The sequence below is a fragment of the Roseibium sediminicola genome (assembly GCF_023156505.1).
In the GTDB taxonomy this organism is placed as follows: domain Bacteria; phylum Pseudomonadota; class Alphaproteobacteria; order Rhizobiales; family Stappiaceae; genus Roseibium; species Roseibium sediminicola.
This window is the reverse complement of sequence record NZ_JALNMJ010000007.1, coordinates 203,960-220,452: the sequence shown is the minus strand read 5'-3', so window position 1 is coordinate 220,452 and position 16,493 is coordinate 203,960. Positions and strand designations below refer to the sequence as shown.

At 61.2% G+C, this 16,493-nt stretch carries 15 protein-coding genes; 10 read left to right on the top strand and 5 right to left on the bottom strand.

The window, feature by feature from the left end; genetic code table 11:
- Positions 1 to 383: 383 nt before the first annotated feature.
- The 8 genes from M0H32_RS12520 (at position 384) to M0H32_RS12485 (ending at position 8,949) form a co-directional block, all read left to right on the top strand.
- On the top strand, positions 384 to 1,415 hold the full coding sequence (locus tag M0H32_RS12520) for a LacI family DNA-binding transcriptional regulator (protein WP_248154414.1): 1,032 nt from the start codon (positions 384 to 386) through the stop codon (positions 1,413 to 1,415).
- 85 nt (positions 1,416 to 1,500) lie between these two features.
- Entirely contained in the window at positions 1,501 to 2,811 is a 1,311-nt protein-coding gene (locus M0H32_RS12515; protein WP_248154412.1) for an ABC transporter substrate-binding protein, read from the top strand.
- A 116-nt stretch (positions 2,812 to 2,927) separates the two neighbouring features.
- Entirely contained in the window at positions 2,928 to 3,806 is an 879-nt protein-coding gene (locus M0H32_RS12510; RefSeq protein ID WP_248154506.1) for a carbohydrate ABC transporter permease, read from the top strand.
- Positions 3,807 to 3,815: 9 nt separating this feature from the next.
- A complete protein-coding gene (locus M0H32_RS12505; protein WP_248154410.1) occupies positions 3,816 to 4,646 on the top strand; it encodes a carbohydrate ABC transporter permease in 831 nt (276 codons plus the stop codon).
- A gap of 10 nt (positions 4,647 to 4,656) precedes the next feature.
- Complete coding sequence (locus M0H32_RS12500) at positions 4,657 to 5,661, top strand: ABC transporter ATP-binding protein (RefSeq protein ID WP_248154408.1); 1,005 nt, start codon at positions 4,657 to 4,659, stop codon at positions 5,659 to 5,661.
- A complete protein-coding gene (locus M0H32_RS12495) occupies positions 5,658 to 6,431 on the top strand; it encodes an L-iditol 2-dehydrogenase (RefSeq protein WP_248154406.1) in 774 nt (257 codons plus the stop codon). Before M0H32_RS12500 ends, M0H32_RS12495 begins: the two co-directional genes overlap by 4 nt.
- Before the next feature lie 3 nt (positions 6,432 to 6,434).
- Complete coding sequence (locus tag M0H32_RS12490) at positions 6,435 to 7,943, top strand: mannitol dehydrogenase family protein (RefSeq protein ID WP_248154404.1); 1,509 nt, start codon at positions 6,435 to 6,437, stop codon at positions 7,941 to 7,943.
- Positions 7,944 to 8,415: 472 nt separating this feature from the next.
- Positions 8,416 to 8,949: a TlpA family protein disulfide reductase gene (locus M0H32_RS12485; RefSeq protein WP_248154402.1), complete on the top strand. Its 534-nt coding sequence runs from the start codon at positions 8,416 to 8,418 to the stop codon at positions 8,947 to 8,949.
- Positions 8,950 to 9,109: 160 nt separating this feature from the next.
- Here the strand turns inward: M0H32_RS12485 and M0H32_RS12480 are convergent, their stop codons facing one another.
- Entirely contained in the window at positions 9,110 to 9,550 is a 441-nt protein-coding gene (locus tag M0H32_RS12480) for a hypothetical protein (RefSeq protein ID WP_248154400.1), read from the bottom strand.
- Here M0H32_RS12480 and M0H32_RS12475 point away from each other — a divergent pair.
- Positions 9,549 to 9,803 (top strand): hypothetical protein, encoded by a 255-nt coding sequence (locus M0H32_RS12475; RefSeq protein WP_248154398.1) that lies wholly within the window; start codon positions 9,549 to 9,551, stop codon positions 9,801 to 9,803. The genes M0H32_RS12480 and M0H32_RS12475 overlap by 2 nt on opposite strands.
- 121 nt (positions 9,804 to 9,924) lie before the next feature.
- Here the strand turns inward: M0H32_RS12475 and M0H32_RS12470 are convergent, their stop codons facing one another.
- The 4 genes from M0H32_RS12470 to M0H32_RS12455 are packed head-to-tail and all read right to left on the bottom strand — an operon-like array spanning position 9,925 to position 13,857.
- Complete coding sequence (locus tag M0H32_RS12470) at positions 9,925 to 10,752, bottom strand: heme ABC transporter ATP-binding protein (RefSeq protein WP_248154396.1); 828 nt, start codon at positions 10,750 to 10,752, stop codon at positions 9,925 to 9,927.
- 10 nt (positions 10,753 to 10,762) lie between these two features.
- Positions 10,763 to 11,884, bottom strand: coding sequence for a FecCD family ABC transporter permease (locus M0H32_RS12465; protein ID WP_248154393.1), 1,122 nt, complete (start codon positions 11,882 to 11,884; stop codon positions 10,763 to 10,765).
- A 6-nt stretch (positions 11,885 to 11,890) separates the two neighbouring features.
- Positions 11,891 to 12,787: a heme/hemin ABC transporter substrate-binding protein gene (locus M0H32_RS12460; RefSeq protein WP_248154391.1), complete on the bottom strand. Its 897-nt coding sequence runs from the start codon at positions 12,785 to 12,787 to the stop codon at positions 11,891 to 11,893.
- Positions 12,784 to 13,857, bottom strand: a complete 1,074-nt coding sequence (locus M0H32_RS12455; RefSeq protein ID WP_425607314.1) for a hemin-degrading factor — start codon at positions 13,855 to 13,857, stop codon at positions 12,784 to 12,786. Before M0H32_RS12455 ends, M0H32_RS12460 begins: the two co-directional genes overlap by 4 nt.
- A gap of 270 nt (positions 13,858 to 14,127) precedes the next feature.
- Between M0H32_RS12455 and M0H32_RS12450 the strand changes: the two genes are divergently transcribed.
- Complete coding sequence (locus tag M0H32_RS12450) at positions 14,128 to 16,242, top strand: TonB-dependent receptor domain-containing protein (RefSeq protein ID WP_248154387.1); 2,115 nt, start codon at positions 14,128 to 14,130, stop codon at positions 16,240 to 16,242.
- Positions 16,243 to 16,493 lie beyond the last annotated feature (251 nt).

Sequence of the window (16,493 nt, the reverse complement as noted above, 5' to 3'; positions counted from 1 at the left end):
GCCAGCAAATACAGCGTCATCCTGAGGAAGCGCGCAAGCGCTGTCTCGAAGGATCCGCCACTTGCTTCTGTGTTTTCTGCCCATCCTTCGAGACGGACCGTTCGGTCCTCCTCAGGATGACGGTGAGTGTTTTGCGGCTTCTGTAGTCTCCTGTGTCGGGAAGACCTGCGATTGACCGCTCCCACCTTTCGACCGTCACAAGCGGCAGCTCTGCCGCACGCCTGTGAACAGGCATTTCCTTTGACGACGAAGCTTGACCGGCTCGCATCAAACTTTCTAATGTAAATAAAAAATTTTACACGCGGAAACTTTTTTGCGTTTGGCGAATTGCCAGACGCGAAGAGCTTCCTGAAGCCTACACGGCAGAACGGCAAGGCGGCCAGATGACGGATCGAAAAATCAGGAACATGGAGGAATTCGCCTCCGTCAGCGGCATTTCCAGGCCGACGGTGTCCAAATATTTCAATGACCCGGACAGCGTGCGGCAATCCACCAGGGAACGCATCGAACAGGCGCTGGAGCGATATGATTTCCGCCCGAATATCTTTGCGATCAACCAGAACCGGCGCCTGACCAAGAATATCGGCATCGTCGTGCCCTACCTGTCGGATCCGTTCTTCGCCGAGATCGCCCGGACCATAGAGCGGCGCTGTCTCGAGGCCGGATACTGGCCGACCCTGTTCAGCGCCCATGGCGAACAGAAGCTGGAAAACGACATTCTCTCCAGCCTGCGCTCCATGAAGCCGGCCGGCGTGCTTATGGCCCCGCTTGGCCGGGCGTCGGACCGGTCCGAAATCGAAAAATTCTGCAAGGATGTTCCCACGGTCCTGTTCGACAGTAACATCGAGGGAGTTGGCGAAGCCTTTGTTGGATCAGACAATTTCAGTTTTGTCTCGCAAACGGTCGACTATCTCACACGAACCGGTGAACCGCCCTGCTTCTTCGAGATGAGCACGCCCGCCAACCCGAACGCCAACAAGCGCCGGGCCGCCTATCTCAAAACCATGGAGGAGCTCGGGCACGAACCTCACGTGATCAAGGTCGAGGGCGAAGGCTGGGCCTTCGAGGAAATCGGCAGAAACGGTGCGCTGCGGATCCTGGACGTGCACGGCTTCCCCACCGACACGATCCTGTGCAGCAACGACCGCCTGGCCATCGGCCTCTTGTCGGCCTGTTACGAAAAGGGGCACCGGGTCGGCCGCGGCGAAGGCTGCGCCCTGCGTGTCGCCTCCCATGACGACCACCCCTTTTCCAAGTTCACCTGCCCGTCGCTGACCACCGCGGCCCATGATTACGATTCCGTCGCCGACAATGCTTTCAAGACCTTGCAGGAACTGATCGAAGCCGGAGGCTCGTTCCCCGAACGCCGGGAAATGCTGTTTGCCGCCCGGCTGGTGCTAAGGGCCTCGGCCTAAAATTTTACGCGCGATAAATTTTTCTTGACGCCAGATAATTTTTACCTCAGGCTTTGATCAACATCCAAGCCAGGGAGGACATAGGATGTCATTGAAGAACGCATTGCGTGCGGTCACCGCACTTACCTTGATTACCGCCACCACCGGTGCCTTCGCGGAAACGATCACCATCGCGACCGTGAACAACGGCGACATGATCCGCATGCAGGGTTACACCGACGATTTCACAGCAAAAACAGGCCATGAAGTCGAATGGGTCACGCTGGAGGAAAACGTCCTGCGTCAGCGGGTGACAACAGACATCACCACGAAGGGCGGTCAGTTCGACATCATGACCATCGGCATGTACGAAACCCCGATCTGGGGCGCCAATGGCTGGCTCGTGCCGCTTAACGATCTGTCCGAAGAGTACGACGTCAACGATATCCTGCCGGCAATGCGCGGCGGCCTGAGCCATGACGGAACGCTCTTTGCCGCACCGTTCTACGGCGAGAGCTCCATGGTCATGTACCGGACTGACCTAATGGAAAAGGCCGGCCTCGAAATGCCGGAAGCCCCGACATGGCAGTTCATCCGTGAGGCAGCTGCCGCGATGGACGACCCCGAGAACGACATCAACGGGATCTGCCTACGCGGCAAGCCCGGCTGGGGTGAAGGCGGCGCCTTCATTACCGTGACGGGCAACTCCTTCGGCGCACGCTGGTTCGACGAAGACTGGAATGCCCAGTTCGATCAGCCGGAGTGGAAAGAAGCGCTCGAATTCTACGTCAGCCTGATGAACGACTACGGCCCCGAGGGTTACGCGACCAACGGGTTCAACGAGAACCTCTCGCTGTTCCAGCAGGGCAAATGCGGCATGTGGATCGACGCCACCGTCGCGGCGTCCTTTGTGACCAACCCGGACGACTCGACCGTCGCAGACAGTGTCGGTTTTGCACTCGCACCGAACAACGAAGGCGTCGACAAGCGTTCGAACTGGCTGTGGGCCTGGGCTTTGGCCATTCCGGCCGGCACCCAGAAGGAAGAGGCCGCCAAGGCATTCATCGAATGGGCCACGTCCAAGGAATATATCGAGCTGGTGGCAGCCAAGGAAGGCTGGGCAAACGTACCCCCGGGTGCTCGTACTTCGCTTTACGAAAACCCTGAATACCAGAAGGTTCCGTTTGCGAAAATGACGCTGGATTCCATCAACGCGGCCGATCCGACGGATCCCACGGTCAAGCCCGTGCCCTATGTCGGTATCCAGTTCGTGGCTATTCCTGAGTTCGCAGGCATTGCGACGGAGGTCAGTCAGGAATTCTCGGCCGTCTATGCCGGTCAGCAGAGCATCGATGAGGCGCTCGAAAAGGCCCAGGCCTTGACAAACGACGCTATGGAAGCTGCCGGTTACCGGTAAGACTTTCCAGACCGCACTACTGGAGGCGGCTGACGGCCGCCTCCTTTCAACAACAACAAATCACGTCCTTGCACTTATTTGACGCGGGCTCAGCCCGCTCTGGGAGGAGAAGTGCCATGGCTACCCAACACTCGCGGTCGGCAGCCCGCTTGATGATGACACCTGCTGTGGTGTTGCTCCTGGGTTGGATGCTCGTCCCGCTGATCTTGACGCTGTACTTCTCCTTCAAGAAGTATCTGCCCTTGCGTGGAGACTCTTTGGAACGCGGCCTCGATTGGGTCGGTTTCGAGAACTACGTTCGATTTATCAGTTCCAGTTCTTTTTGGCCCAGCGTCCAGACGACATTGATCATCGTGGGCGGGGTCCTGCTTATCACCGTTGTCTTGGGCATTTTTCTGGCGCTGCTTCTCGATCAGCCCTTCTGGGGTCAGGGCGTTGTCCGGATCCTTGTGATCGCGCCCTTCTTCGTCATGCCGACGGTCTCAGCGCTTGTCTGGAAAAACATGTTCATGGACCCAATCAACGGGATCCTTGCACACCTGTGGCGTTTTTTTGGGGCCGAACCGATATCGTGGTTGTCCGACGCCTCGCTCCAATCCCTCATTCTGATCGTGTCATGGCAGTGGTTACCATTCGCTACGCTCATCCTGTTGACCGCTGTTCAGTCGCTCGACAGTGAGCAGCTGGAAGCAGCCGAGATGGATGGCGCCAGCCCGGTCGCGCGTTTTGGATTTATCGTCCTGCCGCATCTCAGCCGGGCAATCACCATCGTCATTCTCATTCAGACCATCTTTCTTCTGTCGATTTTCGCCGAAATCTTCGTAACGACAGGAGGCGCTTTCGGAACACGGACCCTGACCTACCTGATCTTCCAGCGCGTCATCGACAGCCAGAACATTGGCCTCGGGTCTGCCGGTGGCGTTTACGCCATCATCCTCGCCAATATCGTTGCGATCTTCCTGATGCGCATCGTCGGCAAGAACCTGGATCGATAGGAGACTGTCATGGCGCGCGCAACAACCACCCGTCGCAAGATCATCACAACTGTTGCTGCCTGGTCGATCGGATTGCTGATCTTCTTCCCGATCCTCTGGACGATCCTCACCAGTTTCAAGACCGAGGCCCAGGCAATCAACGATCCACCGCTGTTCTTCTTCTTCGACTGGACGCTGGAGAACTACGCGGTGGTTCAGGAGCGCTCGGATTACATGCGCTTCCTCTGGAACTCGGTCATCCTTGCCGGTGGCTCGACCCTGCTTGGCATCCTGGTTGCGATCCCGGCAGCATGGTCGATGGCGTTCGTCCCGTCGAAACGAACCAAGGATATCTTGCTTTGGATGCTGTCGACCAAGATGCTGCCGGCCGTCGGTGTGCTCTATCCGATTTCCCTGCTCTTCGTGCAGTTCAATCTGCTGGACACTCATATTGGATTGATCGTTGTGCTGATGCTGATCAATCTGCCGATCATCGTCTGGATGCTCTACACCTATTTCAAGGAAATTCCGGGGGAAATCCTTGAGGCTGCACGAATGGACGGGGCGACGCTCAAAGAGGAAATCCTCTACATCCTGACGCCCATGGCGATCCCCGGCATTGCCTCAACAGTGTTGCTGAACTTCATTCTCGCGTGGAACGAAGCCTTCTGGACCCTGAACCTGACGGCAGCGAAAGCCGCACCGCTAACGGCATTTATTGCCAGCTATTCCAGTCCTGAAGGGCTCTTCTTCGCAAAGCTGAGCGCTGCCTCGACCATGGCGATTGCTCCCATCCTCATTCTCGGATGGTTCAGCCAAAAACAACTTGTGCGCGGCCTGACCTTCGGCGCGGTTAAATAGGAGACTGATTATGGGTCAGATTACGCTCAACCAGATCACCAAAAGCTTCGGCGACGTTCAGGTGATCCCGCCGCTGGACCTGCGCATCGAGGACGGTGAGTTCGTTGTCTTTGTCGGTCCGTCCGGTTGCGGCAAGTCCACGCTGCTGCGCCTGATCGCCGGCCTGGAGGATGTCTCCAGCGGCAAGATCACCATCGACGGCAAGGAAGCCACCGAAGTGCCGCCGGCAAAACGTGGCCTGGCGATGGTGTTCCAGTCCTACGCGCTTTACCCGCATATGTCGGTGCGCAAGAACATCGCCTTCCCGCTGCGCATGGCCGGTCTCGACAAGGCCGCCCAGAAGGAAAAGGTCGAAGCCGCCGCCAAGGTCTTGAACCTGACGGATTATCTTGACCGGCGCCCGGGACAGCTTTCCGGCGGCCAGCGCCAGCGCGTTGCCATCGGCCGCGCCATCGTGCGCGAACCGGCCGCTTTCCTCTTCGACGAACCGCTGTCGAACCTGGATGCCGCTCTGCGTGTCAACATGCGCCTGGAAATCTCCGAACTTCACCAGACGCTCAAGACCACCATGATCTATGTCACCCACGACCAGGTCGAGGCCATGACCATGGCCGACAAGATCGTTGTGCTTCAGGCCGGTGTCATCGAGCAGGTAGGTTCGCCCCTCGAGCTGTACCACACGCCGCGCAACAAGTTTGTTGCCGGCTTCATCGGCTCGCCCAAGATGAATTTCTTCATGGGCTCTTTCGCTGCCGAATTTGGCGCCGCCACCATCGGCGTCCGTCCGGAACATCTCACGGTCTCTCAGGACGGTGGCAAATGGGCCGGCAAGGTTGGCGTCTCCGAGCATCTGGGCTCCGACACCTTCCTCTATGTCGACATGGACGGCGTAGACGAGCCGATCACGGTGCGCTCTTCCGGAGAGGTCGGCTTCCGCCACGGCGACACTGTCCACTTGACCCCGGATCCGGACAAGATCCACCGGTTCGACAATCAGGGACTGCGGATGGCATGACGCGACTTTCCGGAAAATCCGCGCTGATCACCGGGGCTGCCCGGGGCATCGGCAAGGCCTTTGCCGCGCGTTATGCGGCGGAAGGGGCCAGGGTTGCCATCGGCGACATCAACCTGGCCGGCGCAGAGGCGGCCGCGGCCGACATCGGCCCGAATGCCTATGCGGTTCAGCTTGACGTCACCGACCAGGCCTCCATCGACGCGGCGATCGCTGCCGTCGAACAGGAGGCAGGCGGCCTCGACATCCTGATCAACAACGCCGCCCTGTTCGATCTCGCCCCCATCGTCGAGATCACCCGCGCCAGTTACGAACGTCTGTTCCAGATCAATGTCGGCGGCACCTTGTTCGTGATGCAGGCCGCCGCGAAATCCATGATCAGCCGTGGCCAGGGCGGCAAGATCATCAACATGGCCAGCCAGGCTGGCCGTCGGGGCGAGGCCCTTGTCGGCGTCTACTGCGCCACCAAGGCGGCCGTGATCAGCCTGACCCAGTCGGCTGGCCTCGATCTCATCAAACACGGCATCAACGTCAATGCCATCGCGCCCGGCGTCGTCGACGGCGAACACTGGGACGGGGTCGACGCGCTCTTTGCCAAGCACGAAGGCCTGAAGCCGGGAGAGAAAAAGGCCGCTGTCGGTGCTGCCGTGCCCTTCGGGCGCATGGGCACCGCCGACGACCTCACCGGCATGGCGGTCTTCCTGGCAAGTTCCGATGCCGACTATATCGTCGCGCAAACCTACAACGTCGATGGCGGCAACTGGATGAGCTGACCAATGACAAAAAGACTGAACAACACTGTGCTCGCTACTCTTCCCGATACCGTCAAGGCGCCGGCCTATACCCGCGCCGATCTCTCCGCCGGCATCCTGCATATCGGTGTCGGCAATTTTCACCGTGCCCATCAGGCAATCTATCTCAGCAAGTTGTTCGATCTCGGCGAGGGCCGCGACTGGGCCATTGTCGGCGCGGGCCTCAAACCCTACGACAAGGCGATGCGCGACCGGCTCGCGCCCCAGGACTGGCTGACCACCGTGGTCGAACTCGATCCCGATGGCCTCAGCGCGCAGGTCTGCGGCGCGATGATCGACTTCGTCGATGTCGACACCGCGGACCTGATCGACCGGCTGAGCGAACCGGACATTCGCATCGTCTCCCTGACGATTACCGAGGGCGGCTATTTCGTCGATCCGAACACCGGCGGTTTCGACGCCGCCCATCCGGAAATCCAGGCCGACCTTGCCCATCCGGAGGCTCCCGAAACCGTTTTCGGGATCCTGGTTGCCGCTCTGCTCCGCCGCCGCGACAAGGGCTTGCCGCCTTTTACCGTGATGTCCTGCGACAATCTTCCGGAAAACGGCCACATGGCGAAACAGGCTGTGGCCGGTTACGCGGCCGCCCTGTCGCCGGAAACCGGCACCTGGATCGCGGAGACTGTCGCCTTTCCGAACGGGATGGTCGATTGCATCACACCGGCGACAGGCGACCGCGAGCGCCAGCTGGTCAAGGATAAATTTGGCCTGGAAGACGCGGCTCCCGTTGTCTGCGAACCCTTCCGCCAATGGGTCCTGGAAGACCACTTTCCGACGGGACGCCCGGCTTTGGAAAAGGTCGGGGTCGAGTTCGTCAAGGACGTCGCGCCTTACGAGCTGATGAAACTTCGGATTCTGAATGGCGGCCACGCAGCGATTGCCTATCCCGGCGCTTTGCTCGGCCATTATTTCGTCCATGACGCCATGGCCGACCCGCTGATCCGGGCATTCCTCAAGAAGCTGGAGACGCAGGAAATCCTGCCGACCGTTCCCGAGATCCCGGGCGTCAGCTTCACCGACTACCTCGACACTGTGATCGAGCGTTTCTCCAACCCGGCCGTCGGCGACACCATTCCGCGGCTCTGCCTGGACGGCTCCAACCGGCAGCCGAAATTCATCCTGCCCGCGATCCAGGAACGGCTCGATCAGGGCCTTCCCATCACGGGCCTGGCGCTGGAAACCGCGCTCTGGTGCCGGTACTGCCTCGGCCACAACGAGGCCGGCGAAACCCATGTCATCGAGGACGGCAGCGCCGCCCTGCTGCAGGCCTGGGCGCGGGATGTCTATGAAGGCGCTTCCGACGCGTTTGTCATGCCGGATCTGTTCGGTGCCCTCGGCACGAACCAGACCTTCCTGAAAGCGTTCTGCCACGCGGTGGCCAGGATCTCCGCCGACGGCGTCGCCGAAACGCTGAAAAGCTACATCGACGGCACCTTCGACGACACGGCGACCACCCACCACGCCTCTGCCTGAAGCGCGGTGCGACCCCGAGGAAGAGTCGAGCTCTCTCCTTGCACGGACAGGAAGCACGGCAGTTTTATTAGGCGTAAAATTAGCGGCTGCGCCGCTCACCCTGTTCCCTCCCCGCAAGGCGGAGGGAGGGGCAAGTAGAACACTCCGTGTCATCCCGGCCAAGCGCAGCGCGAGCCGGGACCCACTCGCAGAGCCGCTTGTCAAAGCACATGCATCTTTGCGAGGAGTAGCGTCCCAAAAAGCTCTGCAAACGAGTAGGCCCCGGGTCTCACGGTGTTCGCCCGGGGTGACACCAGTGCTTGGGGCTCTTTTTGGGCCATCGTCATACTGCCGCGCTTTTGCCAACCCGTCAGCTCCTGTCTCGCGATTGTGAAACACTTGTTTGTTGCAGGTCGCCGCGCACGGCTTACCTTTGCCGCAACAGATGTTTTCCGACAGCGGTGAACAGGACCAACCTGGTGGCAGCAAAGACATGACGGACCTCTCCAGACGACATCTCCTGGCCGGTGGCGCGGCGCTGGCGCTGGCGTCGTCGGCCGCCGTTGCGGCGAACACCGACTATCGCCAACTCGGCCTGCTCGAACCCGCCTTCGAGATCGATCCGAAACTCGACATTGCCGATCTCGCCGGCACCACACACCGGATCGGCGACTATGCCGGCAAGGTGCTGATCGTCTCCTTCTGGGCGACCTGGTGTCCGCCCTGCCGCAAGGAAATGCCGAGCCTTGCCCGGCTCGCCCGAGTGCTCGGCCCGGACGGCTATGCCGTCCTCGCCGTCAATGTCGGCGACCAGGAAGACAAGGTCAGGGGGTTTCTAGACGAGATCGACAGCGACGGCTTCACCGTCCTGCTGGACAGCAACAAGTCCATGCCCTCGACCTGGTACCTGCGCGGCCTGCCGGTCACTTACATCCTGAACCGCGACGGCGCGGTTGCGCTGGCGGCAGTTGGTGATCGGGTCTGGGATTCAGACGAGATGGTCGCGGCGATCCGGACGGTGGGGTGAGCCCGAAAACCTGCTCTCCGACTTGTCATCCCGGACGCAGCGCAGCGAAGATCCGGGACCCAGGACTCCCGGGCAAATGATTGTGGCACACTGTTAGAATGAAGGCTCCTGGGTCTCCGCTTTCGCGGAGATGACAACAGAGAATGCTGAAATACCGTGCTTACGCCCGCTCTTCAGTCTGCCCTGCGATTTCCCAATCGCTCCAATAGGTAGCCCAAAGATCCTTGTATTGCGCCGGATCGTAGCCCAGCGTCAGGAACGAAAAGTCGATCCATTCGCCGACATGTTTCATTTCCGTGGCGATGGTCTGCCGGTTCCTGATGTGTTTTGCCCTTATATCCGCCATCAGGGCCGCAAGCCTGAGCGGCAGGATCTCGACGACGAGCGGATTGAAATAGTCAGGAGACTGTTTCAGCGTTCGCGCCCAGTCGTCGCGCTGGCGTTCGAGGTCCTCGAAACTCGTCGCCCCGCTGACCACCCCTTCCAGGACGCCGATCGGATCCGGTTCAACGCCCTTGAAACGAAAGTCCAGCCGGTTGCAGACCGCGAGCAGGAAGCTGATCCAATGCCGGGCAGAGCCTTCGATTTCCGGATTTGTCATGGGAAATATCCAAGAGTTTTTGCAAAAAAAGTTCCCGTCGCCCAACGAGCGGACGGATCAAACAGACAGCAATTCCGCAGCGGGACAGCACGCCTTCAGCCCACCGCCAAAAGTGCACAACCCGAATCGTGAAACAATTGGTTGCAAAGATGGCAAAAATGAGCCGACAGTCATGTTTAGAAGAAGCCTGGGAAGGGATGGCGGCGGCACGCGCCTTAAGATGGCGCAAAGGACCGCTTTCTCTCTCCGTTGACATTCCGGCCAAGCGCAGCGCGAGCCGGGACCCAAGACTCCCGGGCAAAGGTTTGTGGCACGGTGTGACGATGAAGAGTCCCGGATCTCCGCTTTCGCGGAGATGATAGCCGCGGGCGTTATCAGGCCTTGTCCTCCGCCGGTACGATCACCGGCCGTGCCCCCGCCACCGCAAGACATTCCAGCGGAAAGTCATAGGTCACCGAGAGCAGTTCAGGCCGCATCACTTCGTCCCGCAGGCCGAAGGCGAGCCCTTCGCCGTCGCGCATGACCAGCACCCGGTCGGCGAAGGCGGCGGTCAGGTTGAGATCGTGCAGGACAGCGACAACACCGCCGCCGTTTATTGCGTAGTCCCGGGCCAGCCGCATGATCTGATATTGATGCTTGATGTCGAGGCTGGAAACCGGTTCGTCCAGGAACAGCCAGCGCGGCGCGCCGACCGGGTCCAGCGGCTCCCAGACCTGGCACAGCACCCTGGCGAGCTGCACCCTTTGCTGCTCGCCGCCGGAGAGATCCTGATAGGTCCGGCCCTCAAAACCGGAGAGCCCCACCCGGCCAAGCGCCTCGGCAATGCGCCTTTTCCGTGCCTGCCGATCCCGCTGCCCGTCGATCAGGCCGAGGCCGACCACTTCGGAAACATTCAGCGGGAAGGAGATCTGGCTCGCCTGAGGCAACACCCCGCGCACGCAAGCCAGAACCTCCGGAGCCAGACCGCGAACTTCCGGACCACCAAGGGAGATGGTGCCGCGATAGGCCATCTCGCCGGTCATGGCCCGCATCAAGGTGGTTTTTCCCGAGCCGCTTGGCCCGATGATGGCGAGCACCTCGCCGGCTGTCGCCTTGAAAGACAGGTCGCGAACAATCGGCACCTTGTCGGCGGAAACGCTGACGCCGTCGACGACGAGATCCGGGGTCAGCGGCACGGCATCCGGCATTTTCTGATGAAACACGGCAACCCTCTCAAAGGCCGGTCAGGCCGCGCTTGCGCAGCAGGATCCAGAGGAAAAACGGCGCTCCGGCGAAGGCGGTGATGATGCCGATCGGCATTTCGGCGGGCGCAACGATGGTACGGGCAAGGGTATCGGCGGCAATCAGCATCGAGGCGCCCAACAGGGCCGCGGCCGGAAGCAGAAAGCGGTGATCCGGCCCCATGGTGAGGCGCAGAAGATGCGGCACCACGATGCCGACAAAACCGATGCCGCCGCTGACAGCAACGGAAGCTCCCGTGGCACCGGCGACCAGAACGATGCTGAGGTTCTTGAGCCGCTGCACCCTTATGCCGAGATGGGAAGCCGCCGCCTCGCCAAGGGTGAGCGCGTTCAACCCGCGCGCCAGGAACGGCACGCAGACAAGCATCGCCAGGATGATCGGCGCAGCGGAAAGCACCTTGTCCCAGTTGGAACCTGCGAGCGACCCCAGCCCCCAGAACTGCAGATCGCGCAGCTGATGGTCATCGGCGACATAGACCAGAAGACCGGTCATGGCACCGGTCAGAGCACCCAGCGCAATGCCGGCCAGAAGCAGCGTGGCAACGGAGGTGATGCCGCCGCGCGTACCGATCCGGTAAAGCAGCAGCGTGGTGATCAGCCCGCCACCAAAGGCGGCGAGCGGCACCGCGTAGATGCCAAGAAGAGCCATCACCGGCGCAAGCACGGCATTGCCGAGCACGATGAAGAGTGCCGCTCCGAGACCGGCGCCCGCCGAGACCCCGACGATTCCAGGATCCGCAAGCGGGTTTCGGAACAGGCCCTGCATCACCGCACCCGAGACAGCCAGCGCCGCGCCCACCAGCGCCCCGAGCACGACCCGTGGCAACCGGATATCCATGACGACGATCCAGTCGCGCAAGGAGATCCCCTCCGGCGCGCCGTCGAGGTCGCCCAGAAAATAGGCCGCCATATGCGGCAGAAGGTCCAGGACGGGAACCGCAATCGGACCGGTCGCCAGGCTCGCCAGCATGACGGTCAGCGTGACCACCATGAGACCCGCGATCACTGCCCGGGCAAGCGGTTCCCGGTTGCCGTTGCCGGCGTCCTTGAGACCGGACCAGGCAAGGCGGCCCGGAAGCGATGTATCGCTCATCGCCCGTCAGCTCCGGATCTCGGCAAGCTGCACCGAGAGCTCCCGGATGGCTTCGGCCGTGCGCGGACCGAAACCGAGCAGATACTGGCCGCCCATCTTTACCAGCCTCTGGTGCTTGCCGGCCGGCGTTTCGGCAAGGGCCGGATGGGAAAACAGGTCCCCTGCGCCGGCATCATGATCGCCGGTGCGGTCCATCATCAGCACCACATCCGGCGCCGCGCTCAGGATTGCCTCGTCGCTCAGCTGCTTGTAGCCGGCAAAGTCGGCAACGGCATTGTCCGCACCGGCGAGTTTCAGGATGCCGTCGGCCGCCGTCTCCCGGCCGGAGGCCAGAATGCGCCCGCCCTTGGTCGACAGGATGAACAGCACCCGGACACCGGCAGCCTTGCCGCTGGCATCCTGCCGCGCGGCGGCCAGATCCGCTTCCAGCTTGCCGGCAAGGTCCTCCGCCTTGTCCTCGACACCGAGCGCCGCACCGACGGCGCGTACCTTGCCGAGAATGCCCTCCGCCGTGAAGGTTTGCGGAATATCGGCAATGGCGACACCGGACTTCTTGAGAACCTCCACGGTCTCCTGTGGTCCGCTGCCCTCCAGCATCAGTACCAGATCAGGATTGACCGACAGGACGCCCTCCGGCGAGAGCGCACGGATGTAACCGACATCCGGCAATTCATTTGCCTCGGCCGGATAGACACTGGTGGTGTCGCGCGCGATCAGCCGGCCCTGCTCACCGAGCGCGAAGACGACTTCGGTGACCGAACCGCCAATCGCCACGACCCGGTTTGCGTCCTGACCGCCCGCCTGATCCGCGAGGATCGACCTGGCCGGGGTGACCAGCGCCGCTGCGGTCAGGGTGAGCGCGGCGGCAAGGCTGCAGAGCCGGTTGCGAAGAGCTAACGTCATTCCGCTGCTCCCAGTTGAACGGCCCGATCGAGTTTCGGCAGGTTCTCGGCAAGGCCGCGCCAGTCGGCCCGCTCCAGGTTGCCTTCGCCGCGCACGCCGAAGAACTGGATGAACTGCTGGCCGTCGCTGTCATAGGCCTCGATGGAAGTGACATGACCGACATCCGCCGGTTTGCGCACCGCCCAGACCTCGTAGATGTGATCGGTGCGCAAATGCAGATGGAAGGTCGGATCCATCACATTGATCCACGGCCCCTTGTCCATGACCGTTGCGATGGCACCGGAATGGATCTGGATGCAGCCGCGATTGCCGACAAAACACATGATCGGAATGCCTTCGGACGCGGCCAGCCGCAGGAGCGCCGGCACCGAGCCCCGGTCGAGCGGCCAGGCCCAGGTCTCTCCCGCCAGCTCGAAGGCGCTCACGCGGTCAAGGTCGAGATCTCTCAGAAGTCCATGGAACTGATGCGGGTCGGTCATCGCCTGCCAGCGCGCGCGCAGTTGCGCCTCGACGCCGTCGGCGGGCAGCTTGCGGGAAAACGGCTCGGCCGCTGTCACCTCCGGCAGCTGCTCTGGCGTCTGGTCGTCCAGAAGCAGCGTCTCCACCAGCCGATCCCAGGCGACCAGATTCGTATCTGGGCGGGCGTGGATCTTTTGCACGGCATCGCCATGGGCATCGAAGAACTGCAGCGACCGGCGCACTTCCTTGCCGTCCACCTTTTCAACCGCGAAGCCATGCACCCAGTTGGCCGGGAACATGCGCGTGTCGATCTGGTCCCCCAGCATCAGGGCGGCCCGCTTGCCGTTCACGAATGTCTCGAACGGACCGATCTTTTCGTGAACGGCACTCTCGTTGCGGGTCAGCGCCATCACCTCACCGACCTGCTTGAGGCCGGGAAACAGATCGTCGAAACGCGGGTCGATCCGTTTGACGCCGTGCCCGACGAAACTGGCGACCAGCTCGGCTTCGGTGATGCCGAGAACGCGGGCGAGATCCCGCTCGCGCATCTTCGGATTCTGCGCCCGCGCGGTCCTAATATCGGCGGCGCCGGGTCTGGTTTCAGCGGCAATCTGATCGGGTTTCATGGCTCTTGCCCTCGGTGGCTATGGTCTGGTCTTTCGCAAGTCCGCATGGAACCTTCTCGGTAACTCACTGATTGGTTTGCGAAATTTGGAACGCTTCTAAAGTGTTCCTTTTTCGCTGCGGCTGCGAAGCAATACTTGACTCATATACTCATATTTCATTATGACCGCAATACCTGAGTCATTGACTCATGTTTAAAAACGCTGTTTGAGAGGCAGCGAAAAGGACGCGAGCAACGCGCACTCTTGGAGAATTTTATGGGGCTCAATAAGACCTTTCACAGCCGCCTGCTCGGCGGCGTTGCTCTTTGGGGTTTGGTTCATACCGGCGGGGCAGCCGCACAGGACCTGGTGCCGGAAACGGCCGTGACATTGCCGGTGGACGGTGCGACATCGATGCTGCAGCAGATCGTGGTCAGTGCAGGCGTTCCGAAGGTCGCCATCGACACGCCGCAGGCGGTCACAGTGCTCGGCCAGGACGCCATCGACGCGCAGCAGCCGCGCACCATCGGCGACATTTTCAGCGAGGTGCCGGGCGTCACGCCGATCGGCTCGAACTCGGTCCTCGGCGAAAGCATCAACATCCGCGGCATCGGCGAGGCACTGTCCGGCGACGAGACCCGGATCATCATCCAGGTCGACGGCGTCAACAAATTCTACGAGCAATACCGGATGGGCTCGTTCTTCTCAGATCCGGAGCTCTACAAGCAGGTCGAGGTGCTGCGCGGTCCGGCCTCCTCCACGCTCTTCGGCTCCGGCGCCATGGGCGGTGTCGTGACTTTCACCACCAAGGACGCCAGTGACTTTCTCGATCCCGGAGACAGACTAGGCGGCCGGGTGAAGACCTCCTGGGATTCCAACGGTAATGGCTGGCTTGGCAGCGCTATTGTTGCCGCCGAACCGGTCGAGAACCTGGAACTGCTCGGCGCGCTCAACTACCGCCAGTCGCAGGATCTCACAGATGGCCACGGCGACAAGATCGACGACACGGATTTCAACTCCATCAACGGCCTGATCAAGGCGCGCTACACCTTCGGCGAGAATGACGACCAGTCGGTCTTCGCCAGCTACCAGAACTGGTCAAGCGACGAGGACAACCAGACATACGATCAGATCGCCTGGGGCACCGGCTTCGGTGATGTCGACCGGACGGTGACCGACCAGACGGCCATTCTCGGCTATGAGAACGCCTTTACCGGCAATGATCTCTTAGATGTCAAAGCCCAGGTGAGCTGGTCGGACACGCGCGTGAAGCAGAAGAACCAGGACCAGATCTGTTTCAGCCCCACCTTCTGCTACTATCCCTTCGGCCTCAGCTCGGAATATTCCTACGAGACCTGGCAGGGCAAGATCGACAACGTGGCGACCTTCCAGTTTAGCGACAGCTGGATGGCCTATCTCACCACCGGTCTCGACGGCCAGTATCAGGAACGCAAGAACCCGCGTGACTTTGGGACTTACGTGCGCAGCGGTTCCGGCTCCCATCCGGAAGGCAAGACCAAAACCGCCGGCGTCTACACCCAGGCAGAACTGATCTGGAACGACCGGGTCACCCTGATCCCGGGCATGCGAATCGACTACAGCAATGTGCATGTGGGCAGCTATGTCGACGGCACCGGCGCGACGGTCAACCTCAACGAGGACAAGACCAAGTTCGGCTATTCGCCGAAATTCGCCGCCATGGTCAAGATGACCGACTGGCTCGGCGTCTTCGGCTCGGTAGCCCATACCGAACGGCTGCCCTCGCTCGACGAGGTCTTTTCCAACTACACGGTCAACGCGATCGAGAAGGAACAGTCGAACAATTTCGAGGCTGGCCTCACCTTTTCCTTCGACGATCTTGTTGTCGGCGGAGACAGCTTCCGCCTGAAAGGCACGGCCTTCCGCAACAACATCACCAATTATTACGCCAGCTACTGGAACGGCACCACGGTGGTCACCGAGATCATTCCGAAGGCCCGCTATGAAGGTCTGGAGCTGGAGGCCTCCTACTGGACCGACAGCGTCTACGGCTCGCTCGGCGCCTCGCTGATCCGCGGCGAGAACGCCAATACCGGCGGCTACATGAACGCTGTCCCGGCCGACAACGCCTTCCTCAAGGTCGGTTATGTCCACCGCCCCTGGAACCTTGATTTCGGCTGGAAGGGCGACTTCTACGCCGCCCAGGACCGGGTCGGCACGGACGAGAACAGGACCGCCGGCTATGTGCTGCACAACCTCTATGCCGCGTGGACGCCGATGGAAGGCCACCTTGCCGGCAGCGAGGTGCGGTTCAACATCGACAACGTCTTCGACAAATCCTACCGCCACCACCTCAGCAACGACGAAGGCGCCGGCCGCAGCTTCAAGCTGAGCTTCGCCAGAAAATTCTGATCAAAGCCGCCACCCGTTTCGACGGGCGGCGGAAAAGGGGGAGCCGTGACAAAGGTTTACCGCTCCGCAGTTCACCCCCACCCTTAATCCCTCCCCACAAGGGGGAGGGAAACGCGCTTCGATCCGCGGCTACCTCAAGCGACCAGATCAAGGTACCGGGAAACTGAACTCGCCACGTACTCAGGCTGAATCCCCCTCCCCCTTGTGGGGAGGGGTTAGGGGTGGGGGTTGTTCAGGAAATCAAACGCGTT

Excerpts from the sequence above, each read along its gene's own strand:
- M0H32_RS12510 (WP_248154506.1), top strand. The coding sequence starts at position 2,928 with ATGGCTACCCAACACTCGCGGTCGGCAGCCCGCTTGATGATGACACCT.
- M0H32_RS12465 (WP_248154393.1), bottom strand. The coding sequence starts at position 11,884 with ATGAGCGATACATCGCTTCCGGGCCGCCTTGCCTGGTCCGGTCTCAAG.
- M0H32_RS12500 (WP_248154408.1), top strand. The coding sequence starts at position 4,657 with ATGGGTCAGATTACGCTCAACCAGATCACCAAAAGCTTCGGCGACGTT.
- M0H32_RS12490 (WP_248154404.1), top strand. The coding sequence starts at position 6,435 with ATGACAAAAAGACTGAACAACACTGTGCTCGCTACTCTTCCCGATACC.
- M0H32_RS12460 (WP_248154391.1), bottom strand. The coding sequence starts at position 12,787 with ATGACGTTAGCTCTTCGCAACCGGCTCTGCAGCCTTGCCGCCGCGCTC.
- M0H32_RS12505 (WP_248154410.1), top strand. The coding sequence starts at position 3,816 with ATGGCGCGCGCAACAACCACCCGTCGCAAGATCATCACAACTGTTGCT.
- M0H32_RS12515 (WP_248154412.1), top strand. The coding sequence starts at position 1,501 with ATGTCATTGAAGAACGCATTGCGTGCGGTCACCGCACTTACCTTGATT.
- M0H32_RS12450 (WP_248154387.1), top strand. The coding sequence starts at position 14,128 with ATGGGGCTCAATAAGACCTTTCACAGCCGCCTGCTCGGCGGCGTTGCT.
- M0H32_RS12480 (WP_248154400.1), bottom strand. The coding sequence starts at position 9,550 with ATGACAAATCCGGAAATCGAAGGCTCTGCCCGGCATTGGATCAGCTTC.
- M0H32_RS12475 (WP_248154398.1), top strand. The coding sequence starts at position 9,549 with ATGGGAAATATCCAAGAGTTTTTGCAAAAAAAGTTCCCGTCGCCCAAC.
- M0H32_RS12485 (WP_248154402.1), top strand. The coding sequence starts at position 8,416 with ATGACGGACCTCTCCAGACGACATCTCCTGGCCGGTGGCGCGGCGCTG.
- M0H32_RS12520 (WP_248154414.1), top strand. The coding sequence starts at position 384 with ATGACGGATCGAAAAATCAGGAACATGGAGGAATTCGCCTCCGTCAGC.
- M0H32_RS12495 (WP_248154406.1), top strand. The coding sequence starts at position 5,658 with ATGACGCGACTTTCCGGAAAATCCGCGCTGATCACCGGGGCTGCCCGG.